Annotated in this window: 10 protein-coding genes; 8 read left to right on the top strand and 2 right to left on the bottom strand. The window is 59.7% G+C overall.

Going from position 1 to position 16,931, the window contains the following annotated elements; translation table 11 throughout:
* Window position 1 precedes the first annotated feature (1 nt).
* The gene (locus OOT43_RS09350) at window positions 2–160 is read right to left on the bottom strand and encodes a hypothetical protein (protein ID WP_266024641.1); all 159 of its coding nucleotides are present in this window, start codon (window positions 158–160) and stop codon (window positions 2–4) included.
* Window positions 161–352: 192 nt separating this feature from the next.
* On the opposite strand from OOT43_RS09350, the gene OOT43_RS09345 reads away from it, so the two are divergent.
* From OOT43_RS09345 to OOT43_RS09310, 8 genes are all read left to right on the top strand, one after another.
* The gene (locus OOT43_RS09345; protein ID WP_449406835.1) at window positions 353–1,198 is read left to right on the top strand and encodes a WYL domain-containing protein; all 846 of its coding nucleotides are present in this window, start codon (window positions 353–355) and stop codon (window positions 1,196–1,198) included.
* Between the two features lie 4 nt (window positions 1,199–1,202).
* Window positions 1,203–1,664 carry a BREX-3 system P-loop-containing protein BrxF gene (brxF, locus tag OOT43_RS09340; RefSeq protein WP_266024639.1) on the top strand — a complete coding sequence of 154 codons (462 nt, stop codon included), beginning with the start codon at window positions 1,203–1,205 and terminating at the stop codon, window positions 1,662–1,664.
* Between the two features lie 35 nt (window positions 1,665–1,699).
* The gene (locus tag OOT43_RS09335; RefSeq protein ID WP_266024638.1) at window positions 1,700–5,428 is read left to right on the top strand and encodes a DUF6079 family protein; all 3,729 of its coding nucleotides are present in this window, start codon (window positions 1,700–1,702) and stop codon (window positions 5,426–5,428) included.
* 70 nt (window positions 5,429–5,498) lie between these two features.
* On the top strand, window positions 5,499–8,282 hold the full coding sequence (locus OOT43_RS09330) for a DNA methyltransferase (protein WP_266024637.1): 2,784 nt from the start codon (window positions 5,499–5,501) through the stop codon (window positions 8,280–8,282).
* 2 nt (window positions 8,283–8,284) lie between these two features.
* The gene (locus tag OOT43_RS09325) at window positions 8,285–11,092 is read left to right on the top strand and encodes a DEAD/DEAH box helicase (RefSeq protein ID WP_266024636.1); all 2,808 of its coding nucleotides are present in this window, start codon (window positions 8,285–8,287) and stop codon (window positions 11,090–11,092) included.
* Window positions 11,089–13,104: a BREX-3 system phosphatase PglZ gene (pglZ, locus tag OOT43_RS09320; RefSeq protein ID WP_266024635.1), complete on the top strand. Its 2,016-nt coding sequence runs from the start codon at window positions 11,089–11,091 to the stop codon at window positions 13,102–13,104. The genes OOT43_RS09325 and pglZ overlap by 4 nt, the downstream gene beginning before the upstream one ends.
* Window positions 13,101–13,823 carry a hypothetical protein gene (locus tag OOT43_RS09315; RefSeq protein WP_266024634.1) on the top strand — a complete coding sequence of 241 codons (723 nt, stop codon included), beginning with the start codon at window positions 13,101–13,103 and terminating at the stop codon, window positions 13,821–13,823. The genes pglZ and OOT43_RS09315 overlap by 4 nt, the downstream gene beginning before the upstream one ends.
* Window positions 13,824–13,838: 15 nt before the next feature.
* The gene (locus OOT43_RS09310) at window positions 13,839–15,674 is read left to right on the top strand and encodes a DUF262 domain-containing protein (protein WP_266024633.1); all 1,836 of its coding nucleotides are present in this window, start codon (window positions 13,839–13,841) and stop codon (window positions 15,672–15,674) included.
* 167 nt (window positions 15,675–15,841) lie between these two features.
* Here the strand turns inward: OOT43_RS09310 and OOT43_RS09305 are convergent, their stop codons facing one another.
* On the bottom strand, window positions 15,842–16,891 hold the full coding sequence (locus OOT43_RS09305; RefSeq protein WP_266024632.1) for an IS630 family transposase: 1,050 nt from the start codon (window positions 16,889–16,891) through the stop codon (window positions 15,842–15,844).
* Window positions 16,892–16,931 lie beyond the last annotated feature (40 nt).

The following is a 16,931-nucleotide window of genomic DNA, read 5'->3' as shown; positions in this document are numbered from 1 at the left end:
TTCAACGCCCTCCCCAGAACTGATGAACACATGCAATGCCGGCGATCATCAGCTCAATCCCGAGACTGAAATCGTGCCGCGCCAGCGTCTCTGGCTTGATGTGAAGGTCCGCGAATGTCTGCATGGTGGCCGTACCGGTCTTCTTGTCAGCGGGTCGCATGTGGTTATCACAATGCGGCTAATCAACAAATCATAATCGAATTATGTACAGATTCTAGAGCAGACCATATACTTTCCGCAATAACCCGTACAAGCATTCGCTAACCCGAACGAGCCAGCCAGGATGTCGAACGAACAGCTTGCAGATCTAACCCAGCCACAACGCGACCGGCTCGCGTTCGTGGAGTTGCGCGTGCGCTTCATCGGGGAGATACGCCGTCAGGACTTGGTCACGCGGTTTGGCATCCAGTCCGCCGCCGCATCCAGGGATCTGGCGCTGTACAAGGACTTGGCGCCCGGCAACATCGACTACGACCCCAAGGGCAAGTCCTACGTCCTGGGGCCGGACTTCCGGCCCATCTTCGACTTCCCCCCGGAGCGGGTGCTGTCGTGGCTGACCCAGGGCTTTGGCGATGGTGAGCCGATGCGGCTCAAGGCGTGGGTGGCCAGCGAGAGCCCGTCACGGCTCACGCATCCGGATCTGGATGGGCTGGCGAGCGTGACCCGTGCGATTCACCAGGAGTGTCCGCTCGGCATCGAGTACCACTCCATCTCCAGTGGCCGCACCGAGCGGGAGATCGTCCCGTTCGCGCTGATCGACAACGGCCTCCGTTGGTATGTCCGCGCTTTCGACCGGAAATCCCAAGAGTTCCGGGATTTCGTCATCACCCGGATCAAGCGCCCGGTGGTGCTCAAGGGGCAGCCAGTGGCGCCCCACGAGATGAGCGATCAGGACATTCAGTGGACCCGGATCGTCGAGCTGGAGCTGGTGCCGCACCCGGATCAACCCCGGCCGGAGATCACCGAGATGGACTACAGCATGCAGGGTGGCGTGCTGCGGATGAAGCTACGGGCAGCCACCGCCGGTTACATCCTTCGCCAATGGAGTGTGGACTGCACGCCCGACCACAGCTTGCGCGGGCACGAGTATCGGTTGTGGCTGAAGGACCACCTGGCCATCTACGGCGTGCGAAATGCCGTGCTGGCGCCGGGCTACCGCTCCCCTGATCAACAACGGCTTGAAGCCGAGTCGGACTGAGGGGATGAGCATGCTCGCAAAACTCGAACGACTCATCGGCGAAATCGGCGACCTCAACAGCAAGTTGATCCTGCTGGTCGGTCCCAGCCGCAGTGGCAAGACCCAACTGCTGCGCCAACTCAGCGCCAAGCTCAACCTCGAGCCGCTCAATGTCGGCCTGGAGCTGGGGCGCCGTTTGGCCGCCACGCCGAACAACAAGCGCGGCTTCTCGGCAGGCGAACTGCTGCGGGAGATCGCGGACAAGGAACGAACTGAAGACCCGCTGCTGCTCGACAACCTGGAGTTGTTGTTCGAGCCGGGCCTGCAGATCAACCCGCTTGACCTCGTCAGGCGGCTGGCTCATTCCAAGCGCGTCGTGGCCGTGTGGCCGGGCGAGCTGCGGGGTGATCGGCTGATCTACGCCGACATGAGCCACCCAGAACATCGCGACTACAGCCGTGACGGCGTGGTCGTTCTAGAAATTTGACGTACAGGGGAAGCGAGGACCATATGGCCAAGAACATGAAATACGGAGATCTGATCCAGTTCGAGCAGATCGAGTCAGTCATTCAACTACTCGATGCGGGGCGTCCGGACGAAGCCAAGAAGCTCGTCTCGACCTACGTCATCTCCGACGACATGGCCGAGCGGATCTCCAAGCTCATGGTTCCCCAGCTCAGCTTCGACGACTCGGTCGACCACAAGGGCGTGCTGATCGTCGGCAACTACGGCACCGGTAAGTCGCACTTGATGTCGGTGCTGTCGTTGGTGGCCGAGGATGCCGCCTACGCACCGATGATCCGCCACGCCAAGGTCGCCGAGGCTGTCGCCCCGATCGCTGGCCGCTTCAAGGTACTGCGCATCGAGGTGGGCGGCTTGGAAATGCCGCTGCGCCAGATCATCACGCAGCAGCTCGAACGCTTCTTGGAAAAGCTCGGCGTCAGCTACACCTTCCCGGCAGCGGACCAGGAGCTGAACAACAAGGAGTCGTTCGAGGAAATGATGGCCGCGTTCGGCGAGAAATTCCCGAACCAAGGCGTGCTGCTGGTCGTCGACGAGTTCCTGGAGTACCTGCAGTCGCGCCGCGACCACGAGCTGGTGCGCGACCTGGCCATCCTGCGCCAGATCGGCGAAGTGACCAAGCACCTGAAATTCCGCTTCGTGGCCGGCGTGCAGGAGGCCATCTTCGACAGCGTGCGCTTCCAGCACGTCGCCGACAGCATGCGCCGGGTCAACGAACGCTTCACCCAGATCTTGATCGACCGTCAGGACGTCAGCTTCGTCGTCTCCGCGCGCCTGCTCAAGAAGACGGCCGACCAGCAGAACAAGATCCGCGAATACCTCACGCCGTTCGCCAAGTTCTACGGCTCCATGAACGAGCGCATGGACGAATACGTCCGGCTGTTCCCGGTTCACCCGGACTACCTGAAGACCTTCGAGCAGATCCACTTCACCGAGAAGCGCGGCGCACTCAAGACCATCGAGGCCGCGATGCTGGCCATCCTCGACCAGGAAGTACCCGCCGACAAGCCGCTGTTCATCAGCTACGAGAGCTTCTGGAACACCGTCAAGGCCAACTCGGTCCTGCGCGCCGACCCGAACATCAAGGAAGTGATGCGCGTCTCCGAAGTGCTGGAGTCGCGCGTACAGCAGGCCTTCACGCGCCCGGCCTACAAGGCCATGGCGCTGCGCGTGATCAACGCGCTGGCGGTGCACCGCCTGACCACCGGCGGCGACATCCATGTGCCCATCGGCCCCACGGCTGCCGAGCTGCGCGACGCCTTGTGTCTGTTCCAGCCGGGCGTGGAGGACATGCCGGGCGATCCGGCCGAGAATCTGCTGTCGATGGTCCAGACCGTCCTGCGGGAAGTGCTGAAGACCGTCAACGGCCAGTTCATCTCCAAGGCGCCGGACACCGAGCAGTACTACCTCGACCTCAAGAAGGACATCGACTACGACGCGCAAATCGAAAAACGCGCCGAGGCACTGTCCGACGATGCGCTGGACCGCGCCTATTACAGCGCCATCAAGGCGCTGATGGAATGCAGCGATGATCTGCGTTACCCCGGCTTCCAGATCTGGCAGTACCAGATCGAGTGGCAGGAGCGCCGTGCCGAGCGCATGGGCTACCTGTTCTTTGGCGCCCCGAACGATCGCCCCACCGCTCAGCCCGAACGCGACTTCTACATCTACTTCATCCAGCCCTTCGACAAGCCGAAGTTCAGCGACAACAACCTGGCCGACGAGGTGTTCTTCCGCCTGAAGTCGCCAGACGAGGACTACAAGCGCTACCTGTCGCAATACGCGGCGGCACTGGACCTGGCGTCCACTGCCAGCGGCGGCGCGAAGGCCATCTACCTGTCCAAGGCCCAGGATTCGCTGCGGTCCATGAGCAAGTGGCTGCAGGAAAAGCAGATGACCGCGTTCGAGGTCACTTACCAGGGCAAGACCAAGACGCTGCAGGACTGGTCCAAGGGCGTGTCCCTGCGCGACCGCGCGCGACTGGGCCCGGACGAGCGCATCAACTTCCGCGACGTGGTGAACATCGTCTCCGGCCTGGCACTGGGCCAGCGCTTTGCCGACATCTCGCCCGAGTACCCTACCTTCTCCGTATTGGTCACCGAGGCCAACCGCAAGCAACTGGTGGGCAATGCACTGCGCGCCCTAGCAGGCGGCACGCGCACCAAGGATGCCGCAGCCATCCTCGATGCGCTGGAACTGCTCGATGGTGACCGCGTCGACCCCGCCAATTCCCGCTACGCGCAGGAAGTGCTCAGCCGCCTCAAGGCCAAAGGTCACGGCCAGGTGCTCAACCGCAGCGAACTGCTGTCTGGCACATCGGACGTCGAGTATTTCGCGCCGATCAAATACCGGCTGGAACCGGATCTGCTGGTCACCGTGCTGGGTGGTCTCGTCTACTCCGGCGATATCGTGCTGTCGATCACCGGCGACAAGATCGACTCCGGCAAGCTGGTGCAGCTTGCAGAGCGCTCGCTGGAAGAACTCAAGCAGTTCAAGCACGTCGAGGCGCCCAAGGAGATCAACCTCGCGGTGCTGCGTGCCTTGTTCGAGTTGTTCGACCTGCCGTCCGGCCTTGCCCAGAAGGCCAGCCAGGGCGACACCGAGCCGGTCATCAAACTGCAGGAGAAAGTCAGCGCCCTGGTGCCGCGCGTGCTCAAGGCCGGTTCCGACCTGCAGCAAGGCAAGCTCGGCTTCTGGGGACAGAACCTGCTGCGTGAAGAAGAAGCCAAAGACTGGCACGCCCGGCTGGATTCGCTGAAGAAGTTCACCGAGTCGCTGGCGCCGTACAACACCGTCGGCAAGCTCAAGAACCTGCGCGTCACGCAGGAAGACCTGGACGGCCAGAAGAAGAATCTGGAGATCCTGGCCGCCGTCGAGCGTCTGCTTGAACTGGTGGTGGAACTGGGCAGCACGGCGTCCTACCTCTCGCAGGCCGAGATGGTGTTGCCCGCCGAGCACCCCTGGGTGAAGCAGGCTGAAGCGGCCCGCAAGGCGCTGCAGGACAAGCTGAGCCAGGACCGCACCGCCGAGCACGCCGCCGAATACCGGCAGACGCTCAACCAGCTCAAGAAGGATTACATCACCGCCTACATCGCCAGCCACAGCAAGGCGCGGCTGGGCGTGGCCGAGGACAAGACCCGCAACGCCCTGCGCAAGGACGATCGCCTGCTGGCGCTGCGTGTGTTGGCCGGCGTGTCGCTGATGCCCACCAGCCAGCTCACCGCCTTCGAGGAATCCCTCAACGGCCTGAAGAGCTGCTCATCCTTGGACGAGCCGACCCTGGTCACGGCCGCCGTCTGCCCGCACTGCCAGTTCCGCCCGTCTGCCGAGCAGTTGGAGTTAATCCCGGCGGCCAACCGCCTGCACAAGCTGGATGACGATCTGGACGAACTGCTGGCCAATTGGCAGCAGACCCTGCTGGAGAACCTGGAAGACCCGTTCACGCAGGACAGCCTGGGCCTGTTGCCGCCGGCGTCCAAAAAGCTGATCGACGCCTTCCTGGCCTCACGCAAGCTGCCGGACCCGATGACCACCGAGTTCGCCAATGCCGTGCAAGAGGCGCTGTCGGGGCTGGAGAAGATCGCGGTCAAGGGCGACGAGATCAAGCAGGCACTGCTGCAAGGCGGCTCGCCGGCCACGCCGGACGACCTGCGCAAGCGCTTCGACACGTTCATGAACGAGCGCTGCAAGGGCAAGGACGCCACCAAGCTGCGCTTCGTGATCGAGTGACGAACAGACATGAGCCAAAACTCGGCGCTGGCGATACAGCGATGACAAGAAGAATTTGAGGAACGAACGGATGAATGACTTACTGCACGGCCAGAAAACTGGCGCAACTGGCCCGGTCGAATGCCTTGGCCAGACATTTCCAAATGACAATGCCCGTCGTGAGCATTTCACCAAACTTCTCGCTGAGAAGCTAAGGGAGCCTGAGTTTCGCAAGCAAAAGGGCTTTCCTAAGGGTACTGACGAAGCCATATTGGCGCTGTCCGATCCGCCCTATTACACCGCGTGCCCAAATCCATTCATTGCAGACTTTGTCCGTCATTACGGCAAGCCTTACGACCCGAGCGTTAAGTACAGTCGTGAGCCCCTCGCTATTGATGCTTCGGTGGGGAAAAGCGATCCCATCTACAAAGCGCACTCCTATCACACGAAAGTTCCTCATTTGGCGATCGTTCCGTCAATCCTGCATTACACAGAGCCAGGTGACATCGTGCTCGATGGCTTCTGTGGCTCAGGAATGACAGGCGTTGCGGCTCAGTGGTGTGGTGCCGCCCCGAATGCTTACAGGCATGAGTTGGAAACGGAATGGAAGACTCAGGGGAGGCCTTCGCCAAAATGGGGCGTTCGGCGGACCGTTTTGAACGATTTGTCTCCCGCCGCGACTTTTATCGCTGCCAATTACAACCTTCCTTTCGAAATTCACAGTTTCCTCGCGGAGGCGGAAAGAATTCTGGATGAGTTGCGTAATGAAGTCGGCTGGATGTACGCGTCGAGTCTGGATGGAAAGTTTGGCGACATTGATTTCACCGTTTGGTCGGAGGTGTTTACCTGTCCGGAGTGCGCCGGCGAGATCGTCTTTTTGGATCATGCGCTCGATGATGAATCGCAGAGGGTCAAAGACTCATTCGCATGCCCTCATTGTGGGGCGGATCTTGGTAAGAAAGATCTGGATTTAGCCTTCGATACAATTTTGGATGGCGCGACGATGGAATCCAAAAAGCGCCCCAGAAGAAGACCCGTTCTGATCAAGATGACTTGCGGATCGAAGAAATTCACTAAGCCTGTTGATCCCGAAGATCTTGAGATTCTCGAAAAAATAGCGGCACTTCCACATCCAAAAAACGCTCCTAGCATAGCTTTCCCTGATATGCAGATGATGCGTGTTGGGCGCATGAAGACTACGAACGTTGTTCATGTTCACGACCTATTTCTTCCTCGAACGATTCAGGTCTTATCCCGATTCTTCGAAAAGGTAAGCGCGGTTAAAGATGTGTCAATTAGGAAAGCCCTGAAAATCATCGCACAGCATCAGTTCGTAAATGCTTCGGTTATGAACCGATACCGCCCTGCGTCGTCGTTCGGCAACTCTCCTCTGACAGGTGTTTTCTATGTTTCGTCGTTGGTCGCAGAAGCCAATGTTTTCGATCTGCTACAGGGGAGCATTAATCGAATTAAACGAATGGAGAAGAGTGCTTGGGGCAGGCTTCATGGTGCGGGTGACAACGTAATAATTTCGGCGGGCGACGCAGCAAATATTTCTGGTTTGCCGAACTCCAGCATTGACTACATCTTCACAGATCCTCCATTTGGCGAAAACATCTATTACTCGGATCTGAATTATCTGGTCGAGTCTTGGTATGGCGTTATTAGCGACTCTGCGCCTGAGGCGATTGTTGATCGAGTAAAGAACAAAGATGTGTCTGAGTACCAGCGTCTCATGCATCGCTGCTTCGCTGAGTACTATCGTGTGCTGAAGCCAGGGCGCTGGATGACTGTTGTTTTTTCAAATAGTCGTGCTGCAGTCTGGAATGCAATTCAAGTCGCTTTGCAGCAAGTTGGGTTTGTCGTAGCGGAGGTTACAACGCTGGACAAGGTTCATCTCAGCTTTCAGCAAGTAGTTTCGCCAAACGCAATCAAGCAGGATCTGGTTATCTCCGCTTACAAGCCGAACGGAGGACTAGAAGATCGCTTTAATCGAAGTGGAGCAACAATCGAGTCTGTGTGGGACTTCGTGCAGACTCATTTGAAACAGTTGCCGGTCGTCAAAGTAACAAACGGCTATCCTCAGGAGCTACTGAACATAGTTGAGCGAGACCCGCGTCGTATATACGACCGAATGGCCTCTTGGTTCATCCGCCACGGCGCAATGGTGCCGATTTCAACGCCGGAGTTTTTGGCTGAGTTGCCTGTTCGTTTCCGCGAGATGGATGGCATGGTGTTTTTGCCCGACCAACTGGTCGAGTACGAGAAGGCGCGATCGCGCATACCGCAGGTGAAGCAGGCGGAGTTGTTCGTATCCGACGAACGCAGCGCCATCGACTGGCTGACCAACTTCCTGCTCAAGCGCCCATCAACTCGGTCAGAGATTCACCCCGAGTACATCCCGCAGATCGGTTCTGCCAAGCGCAAGGGCGAAATCATTCCGGAGTTGGACCAGCTGCTTGAGGATAACTTCCTGAAATACGACGGCACAGGTGAAGTGCCTAGCCAGATCCACAGCTATCTCTCCTCGAACCATAAAGACCAGCGTGGTCTCGACAAGAGTGACCCAGCGCTAATCGCCAAGGCCAAGGACCGTTGGTACGTGCCTGATCCAAACAAAGCGCAGGACCTGGAGAAAAAGCGAGAAAAGGCGCTGCTCAAGGAGTTCGAGACCTACAAAGCCTTCTCCGGCCGCAAGATCAAGGAGTCGCGTCTGGAAGTTCTGCGCGCCGGGTTCCGCGCGGCATGGGCAGCCAAGGACTACCAGACCATCATCGGCATCGCCAACAAGCTGCCAGAGGAAACGCTGCAAGAGGACGAGAAGCTGCTCACCCTCTATGACCTCGCGCTGACCCGTACCGAAGACGGGATCTGAGCGTGGCAGGCAGCGGGTTCACCATCGGCGACTGGTGCTGGTTCACCCGGCAGGCATCGCCGTGCCGTGTGATCGAACGTCAGGACGTGTGGGGCGAGGTCGCCTACCGCGTCTGGCTGCCGGCCAAGGACGCGGTGGTGCGCGCCCGGGCAGCGGACCTTGCTGTACTGGAAAGCGTGCGCCCGAGCGTGGAGCAGATCCTGCACACCACGGCGGCGGCCAAGCTGCTGGATGCCCTGGAGGACAACCTGCTGTTGGCGCCGATCCAGTCCAGCGTGGTGCCGTTGCCGCACCAGCTTTACGCGCTGAACCGCGCCATCAGCCGCGACCGCATCCGTTACCTGCTGGCCGATGAGGTGGGTCTCGGCAAGACCATCGAGGCTGGCCTGGTGCTGCGCGAATTGAAGTTGCGCGGCCGGGTGAAGCGCATCCTGGTGGTGGCGCCCAAAGGACTGGTACGCCAGTGGCAAGCCGAAATGCGCCTGCACTTCGGTGAGAAGTTCCAGTTCATCGAGCCGTCCGAGCTGGCTGCCTTCCGGCAGTGGCGCAGCGGCGGCGCTGGCGAGGAAGAAAACCTGTGGCGCATGCACGATCAGGTGATCTGCTCGCTGGATTCGGTAAAGCCACTGGAAGGCCGTCGCGGCTGGAGCCTGGAGCAACTCAACTCCTACAACCGCGAGCGCTTCGAGGACCTGATCTCAGCGTCGTGGGATCTGGTCATCATCGACGAAGCCCACCGCATGGGTGGCAGCACCGAGCAGGTTGCCCGCTACAAGCTGGGTGCTGCGCTGGCCGAAGCCTCACCCTATCTCTTGTTGCTGTCGGCCACCCCACACCAGGGCAAGACCGACCAGTTCATGCGCTTGATGCAGTTGCTGGACCGCGAAGCGTTTCCGGACGAGAGCAGCGTCAACCGTGACCGGGTGCGCCCCTTCGTTATCCGCACCGAGAAGCGTGTGTCCATCAACGCCGAAGGCCAGCCGCTGTTCAAGCCGCGCGTCACCCGGCTGCAGGCCGTGGCCTGGCAGGCACGCCACGGCTCGCAGCAGCGGCTGTATGAGGCGGTGACGGACTATGTGCGCCATGGCTACAACCAGGCCATGGCGGCCAAGCAGCGCCACATCGGTTTTTTGATGATCCTGATGCAGCGGCTGGTGACATCGAGCACGGCGGCTATTCGCACCACACTGGAAAAGCGCCAGGCCCTGCTGGAGGCACCGCAGCCGCAAGCCAACCTGTTCGAGAATACCAGCGCCGATGAGTGGGCAGACCTCGACGGCCAGTCGCAAGTAGATCTGGCCATGCAGTCCAGCGGCTGGGAGCTGGAGAAGTCCGAAGTCGAGATGTTGCTAGAGCTGGCGCGGGAAACCGAGGCCGCCGGCACCGATGCCAAGGCTGAGGCACTGCTGGAGCTGATCTACAAGCTGCAGCAAGAGGAAGGCGACCCGGCGTTGAAGGCGCTGATCTTCACCGAGTTCGTGCCTACTCAAGCCATGCTGGCCGATTTCCTGGAGAGCCGTGGCTTCTCGGTGGCGACGCTCAACGGCAGCATGGACCTGGAAGCGCGCACGCGGGCACAACAGGTGTTCTCCAAGGATGTGCGCGTGCTGATTTCGACCGATGCCGGTGGTGAAGGTCTGAACCTGCAGTTCTGCCATGTCATCGTCAACTTCGACATGCCGTGGAACCCGATGCGGATCGAGCAGCGCATTGGCCGGGTAGACCGCATCGGGCAGAAGCATGTGGTTCGCGCCATCAACTTCGTGCTTGAAGACACCGTGGAGCACCGCGTGCGCCAGGTGCTGGAGGAAAAGCTGGAGGTGATCGCGCAGGAGTTTGGCGTCGACAAGGCGGCCGACGTGATGGATTCGGTCGAGGCCGACCCGATCTTCGACGAGCTGTTCGTGCATGGCCTGCAGAACCCAGACGCCATCGAACAGGAGTGCGACGCGGTGGTGTCGCAACTGCGATCCACCCTGGCGGAGTCGAAAAAGAACAGCGACCTGCTCACTACCGAGCACGATCTGGACGCCGACGATGCCCGCAAGTGGCGCGACCACCCGGCGCAGTTCTGGCTGGAGCGTGCCATCACCAGCGGGTTGGCTGCGCGCGGAGGCTCAGCAGCGAAGGTTGGCAAAGCGTGGCGAGTGAAGTGGGCGGACGGCAGCGAGTCGGCGCAGGCCTGTTTTGACGCCCGCACGGCGGATGAGAACCCGGAGTTGGAATGGGTCACGATGGAAGACCCACGCGCCCGGGCGGTGATCAGCGAGCTGCCGCGCTTTGTCGCCGGGCAGCCGCTGCCGGTGATCCGCGTGACCGGCTTGCCAGGTTCGGTACACGGCATCTGGTCGCTGTGGGAGATTAGTCTGGCGGCTGAAGGCTTGAGCCGGAAGCGCTTCCTGCCGGTGTTCATCAACGAGGAAGGCCGCCCATTTGTGCCGACCGCCAAGCGCGTCTGGGATCTGCTGCTCACTGAAACCGTGGACGTCCATGCCGTGACGGGTGCCGAGGAGTCGGTGAAGTGGTTCGAGGCATCGTATGCCGCTGCAAGTACCCAGGGTGAACGGATCTTCACCGAACTGCTGACCGAACACAGCGCCCGGCTGAAGGAAGAGCGCGAACGTGCGGTGTATGCGTTCGAGGCCCGAGGCCAGGCCATTGGACGAATCGGCCTGCCCGCCGTGCGCGAGCACCGGCGCAAGCGACTGCAACAAGAGCACGATGCACGCTTGGCAGCCCTCGATGACATGGAGGCCAGCGTTCCGGATTTGAATGCCGTGATGATGGTGCGCGTCGGAGGTGATGCATGAGCCTTTGGACGGAACGCATCCTGAGCCACTTTACGGCCGACCTCACCCGGCTGTGGGTGGCATGCGACCCTGACGATGTTTTGCTCGACGAGAAGCTGTTGACCGAGCTGCGCGGTCGCGGCTTCGAGCTGATGCTGTACGAAGACCCGTTCACCTTCCGCGCTGAGTACGAGGAGCGCTACCGTGCGGCATGGGATCGCGGTGAGCCGGGGCCAGCGCCTTCGCTAGTTCTGCATCTGCGCAGCGCCGATGCGAATGCGTTGCCATGGGACATCGTGCATCACGGTCGTGTGGTGCGCCTCAGCCTTGCCGATCTGTTCCCGAAGCTGGCTTACAGCGCCGTACAGCAAGTCGAGCCGGAGCATTTGGCCGGGCTGTTTCATGCCCACCAGACCGAACTGCAGTCAGCGCGCGGCGAGAACGAGTCCAAGGACTTCATTCTCGAGCACGTCTACCAACTGACGCCGAGATCCATTCGCACCCAGGTGGACTTCTGGCGTGAGCTGCTGCGGATGCATTTTGCCAATCGCTCGTTGCCACCTCTATTCGCCCAGCATGCGGCGGGCATCATTCAAGGCAAGGGACTGTTCCCGGACCTCCCCGTCGCCACATGGCTGGCATCCAAGAGTGCGCTGCTGCGGGTGGTACAGGATTCGTGGTATCGCTACCTGACGACCCTGGGGCTTGATGGCACGCGTACAGGGGAGCCGCCACCACCAGACTACGTCGCCAAGATCGAGATTCCGTTCGAGCACTCCGATGTGCAGGTGCTGGTCGATTCCATGTTCCTCGATGGCAGCTTGCATCCGCTGGCGGTGCACAGCGTCCCTGCGGGTATGCCGAGTTGGATCAAGGCCGGGATCGTTCAGGACCCGACGGCGTTGCAGGCTTTGGTGCTCAAAGGCATCGATGGCCTGATCGAGATGACCCCAACAGCGGCCTCTTCGCACAAGGACTGGAGCGAGTTCGCCAAACGCTACGGCGAGATCCTTGCCCGCACACATGGTCTGCCAGGCACGGAAGGCAGCGAACATCTGCCGGTGATTCGGGAGCGGATCAAGACCTTGCAGGCGCAGTCAGACGAGCGCCTGCAAGCCTGGGTAGCGGCCAAGCATTACGCCGACCTGATCCTGCAGCCTGTGACCAAAGGCCCGGTGATGGTGCACCACGTGCCGCGCTTCTTGCGCCATCGGCGGTCCGCAGGGGAAACCAAGGTGGCTCTGCTGGTATTCGACGGTCTGGCCTTCGACCAGTGGGTGCAGATCCGCGAGCGCCTGATTGCCACCACAAAGCGATTCGCGTTCGACGAGGGAACCGCGTTCGCATGGCTACCGACCGTGACATCGGTATCGCGCCAGGCGTTGTTCTCGGGCCTGAAACCGCGAGAGTTCGACGACTCCATCGACCGGACGGACAAGGAGGAATCCTTGTGGAAGATGTTCTGGCAGAACGAAGGCGTCAACTCGAATGAGGTGATGTACCGACGCGCGCTGCGCCAAGTCGATCAACTGGATGTGCTTGAGGCGGACTTGAACGACCGGCGCCCGAAGGTGGTGGGCCTAGTCATCGATGAGGTGGATGACCGGCTCCACAAGGAGCGGTCCAAGAAGGACGTGGCGATGTGGATCGGCAACTGGCTGACAACCGGATTCGTCGACCGGCTGTTCTCGCTGCTGCTGAACAAGGGATACCACATCTATCTCACGGCGGACCACGGCAATGTGGAGTCCACCGGCGTCGGCAGACCCAACCAGGGCGTCATTGCCGAGACGCGCGGTGAGCGCGTGCGGGTCTACCGGAGTGAGCCGTTGCTGGCCGATTCCGCTGCGGCCTATCCCACCACAGTGAGGTTGGACATCGCTGGACTACCCGCGAACTTCATGCCCCTATTTGCAGGCGGACGAACCGCCTTTGTGCCGGAGGGCGAGCAGGTGGTGGTCCACGGCGGGGTGTCGGTCGAAGAGTTGATCGTGCCCTTTGTGAAAGTCAGTTATGTGATTGGTACCGAATGAATTCATCAGCCCCAAAAATAGGCTTTGATCGGTTCATTCAGCTTGATTGGGCGGCTGCGGCGCTGAATGTTCGTGCGGACGTGGCTGGGCTAAATGATCTGAATGCACTGCTTGATGCAGCCGAGCTTGGCGTGGAAGCCAAGAAGAAAACACGCACCGTACTGAATCGGCTGTGGCTGGAGCCACGCGCCGAACTGGTCGACTACGCGGATCGTGGCGTGGCCATCCACAAGACGCAGCCGGACATTCCGGTCGCAGCGCTGTGCTGGGGCATGTCTGTGGCGACCTATCCATTTTTTGGCAAGGTGGCCGAGCTGGTGGGCCGCCTCTCCGCCATCCAGGGCGACTGCGCGTCTGCCGAAGTACACCGCCGCATGAGCGAAACCTACGGAGAGCGAGAAGGCACCCGGCGCATGACCAACATGGTCATCCAGAGCCAGGCGAGCTGGGGCGCAGTGGAGCGGGTTGAGAAAGGCAAGCGCGTCATCCGGCTGGCACCAACACCGATCGACAACGACGAACTCACGGCCTGGTTGATCGAGGCCGCCGTGCGCTACGCCGGCAAGCCCGTTTCAGTGCCCAGCCTGCAGTCGCTGCCCGTGCTGTTCCCGTTCACCCTGAAGCGGCCCCTGGCCTACGTGGTGTCGAACAGTGCGGATCTGATCGTTCGGTCGGAAGGCCCGAGTAACCAGTTCGTCGCTTTGCGCTCCGCGATTTGAAGAAGAAGGAAGAATATGGCCCGCATCGAAAACCACAAATACAGCATCGAGGAAGCCTTCAGGGAGTGCTTCTACATCGTCCCGGACTACCAGCGCGAGTACGTCTGGACGGACAAGGAAGTGCATCAGCTGCTGGAGGACATCGGCGAGCAGATCGATGCAGGCACGACGCGGGAATACTTCATTGGCACCGTGCTGGTGTCGCCAACCGATCAGAAGAACCACTACGAGGTGATAGACGGCCAGCAGCGCCTGACCACCTTCTTCCTGCTGCTGTGCGCCCTCAAGCATCTGTTCCAGGGCGAACCACAGCGGCAGATGCTTTCCGGGCTGATCTCGACCAGCTACGTGGACAGCGACGGCGAGGTGTGCACCACCCTGAAGTTGGAGCCTCGCTACGAGAGCGCGGGCGAAGTGATGGCAAAGCTGGTAGAGCTGGACGCCGACCCACAGGCCGTGCGAGCTGGCATCCAGGCCGCTGGCATCACGAGCTTTGGGTCGCTGGAAAATCTGGTCAACGCCTACAGCACGCTGTATCGCTATCTGAAGGACAACTACGACGACACGGCCAAGCTGAAGAAATATTGGGGCTATCTGGCCAACAACGTGGTGTTCATCCAGATTTCCACCGACGTCAGCAGTGCGCTGAAGATATTTGAGACCATCAACGAACGTGGCGTCGGCCTCAACCCGATGGACCTGCTGAAGAACCTGTTGTTCACACAGGTCAAGCAAACGCAGTTCACCCAGCTTAAGGACGAGTGGAAGAAGATTACCAAGCCGCTAGAGAAGGAAAAGGAAAAGCCGCTGCGTTTCTTACGCTACTTCCTGATGGCCAATTATGTCATCAAGAACGAGCGCGGAGATGCGGTGGTGCGTGAGGACGAAATCTATGACTGGTTCATTGCCAAGGACAACGCCGCGCTGTGCGACTACGCCAATAAGCCGTTTGAGTTTGTTCGCAAGGTCATTCGCAACGTCGAGCACTACTTGGCTTTCGCCAATGGGCTGGGCAATGACGGCAAGCCCAGCCTTGCAATGGACAGCCTCAAGCGGTTGGCGGGCGGCGCGTTCAGCCTGCACTTCGTCCTACTGCTGCCGGCGGCGAATTTCCCGAAACCGCTGTTTGACCACTTCGTGGCACAGCTGGAGAGTTTCCTTTTCTACTACATCTTCACCAAGACACCGACCAAAGATCTTGAGCGCAGCTTTTCCCAATGGGCTGACGAACTGCGCTCGATTGCCGAGAGTTCCGATCCGGTGAAACAAAAGGTTCAACTCAATGCATTCGTCGCCGACCGCTTCGAGAGGAACATGACAGGAAAGTCCCAGGAACTCGTCGATGCGCTCAAGCGTTTCACGCTGTACTCGATGCAGCAGTACCGCACGCGTTACCTGCTTGCCCGCCTGACCCAGCACGTTGATATGGCGTTCAGTGGTTTGAAAACACCGGGCAGCCTGGAGCCGTTTACGAAGCTGGAGATCGAGCACATCCTGCCTGACAACCCTACGGCCGAATTGCGCGCCAAGTGGGCGACTGAAAACCAGAGCGCCGCCTACGACGACTACAAGAACCGGCTGGGCAATCTCACCTTGCTGGAAAAGCCAATCAACATCGTCGCGGGGAACGACTTTTATGCCTCGAAGCAGGCTGAGTACCGGAAGTGCGGGAACTACCTAACCCGCAGTCTGGTTGAACTGACCGACGTTGGGCAAAACACATCGATTTCCAGAGTCAACGAGAAGTTGGCGTCGTTCCTCGCTTGGAATGCGAAGTCCATCGAAAACCGTCACGGACTCTTGATAACCCTGGTGAAGGATGTTTGGAAGACGTCGCCAATCGATGTCTGAAAGACTCGGCTCAGCGCAAGAATGAATAATGGGAGGTAATCAAAATGGCACTGGTTCGACGTGAGCGCATTCTGATTCTTGCGAAGTCATACCCTTCGCCCAGTGCCAAGCATGTCGAAACCTCTTGCGTCGCGGGCATCAGTCAGGATGGATTATTAACCCGGCAATCAAATATCCTGAAATGCTGCATATTGGACAGCCGAATGATTGAAGTAAGCCATAACCCGTTCTGGTGTTTTTCTGAGGAATTCCATGAATCGGTTCGCCTTTTGAAGCAACATTTTTTTGCTGGTGGCTCGGTCAGAGGATCGCAGTTCGGTTTTGAAATCCCGGTTCAGGTATTCGTCGGGATTGATCTCGGGCGAGTACGGCGGGAGATAGAAGACTTCGATCTGCTCTTTACGCTCGGCCAACCAAGCGGTCACGCGTTTCGCATGATGCACTTTCAGGTTGTCGAGGATCAGGAAGACTTTCTGACTGTTGTCGGCGATCAGGCGCTCCATGAAGCCAATGAACAAATCGGTGTTCATGGCTTCCTCGGTGAACTCGAAGCGCACCAGCCCTTGGTTGCTGATCGCCGAAACCATCGACAGGCCATGCCGTTTGCTCGGCGCCGCAAGAACTGGCGTCTGTCCCACCGGCGCATAGCCGCGCAGCCAGTGTCCATCTTCCGCGACCGCCGTTTCGTCACCCCAGTAAATGACGGCACCCTCTGCCTTGGCGCGGGCCGCGATCGCCGGATAAGTGTCGTTGAGCCATTGCTCAACCTTGGCCGGATTTTGCTCCAGTGCCCGCTTCATCGGGCGCTGCGGCGTGTAGCCCCAGCGCAGCAGGTATTCGCCGACGGTGCGAATTGGCATGTCGATGCCGAACAGCACCTTGACCAGTTGCATCACCGCCCGCCGGTTCCACAAGGCAAACGGCAGACTCAATTGCTTGGGGTTCTCGCCCACGATGACCGATCGCAATTGCCATTCCTGGGCCAGGGTCAGCGTCCGTCCCGACAAATACCGACGACCTCGCGTCTTCGATTTCAGGCCAGACTCGCCCTCCATTGAATAACGCTTGGACCAACCAATGACCGTATTGATATTGACGCCAACCACCCGCGCAATTTCCCTCCAAGGTAATTTCAATTCCGTACGCATCCGCATCGCCTGCCGACGCATTTCGTCTTGGGCTTCACGGGGTAATTTCCGGGCATCAACTTTTTCCATGCCCAATATTGTATCACTAACCGCTATTTAATTGCCTGGT

Source organism: Methylococcus mesophilus (genome assembly GCF_026247885.1).
In the GTDB taxonomy this organism is placed as follows: Bacteria; Pseudomonadota; Gammaproteobacteria; order Methylococcales; family Methylococcaceae; genus Methylococcus; species Methylococcus mesophilus.
The sequence above is the reverse complement of the archived record's forward strand: the minus strand, read 5'-3'. Positions and strand labels throughout refer to the sequence as shown.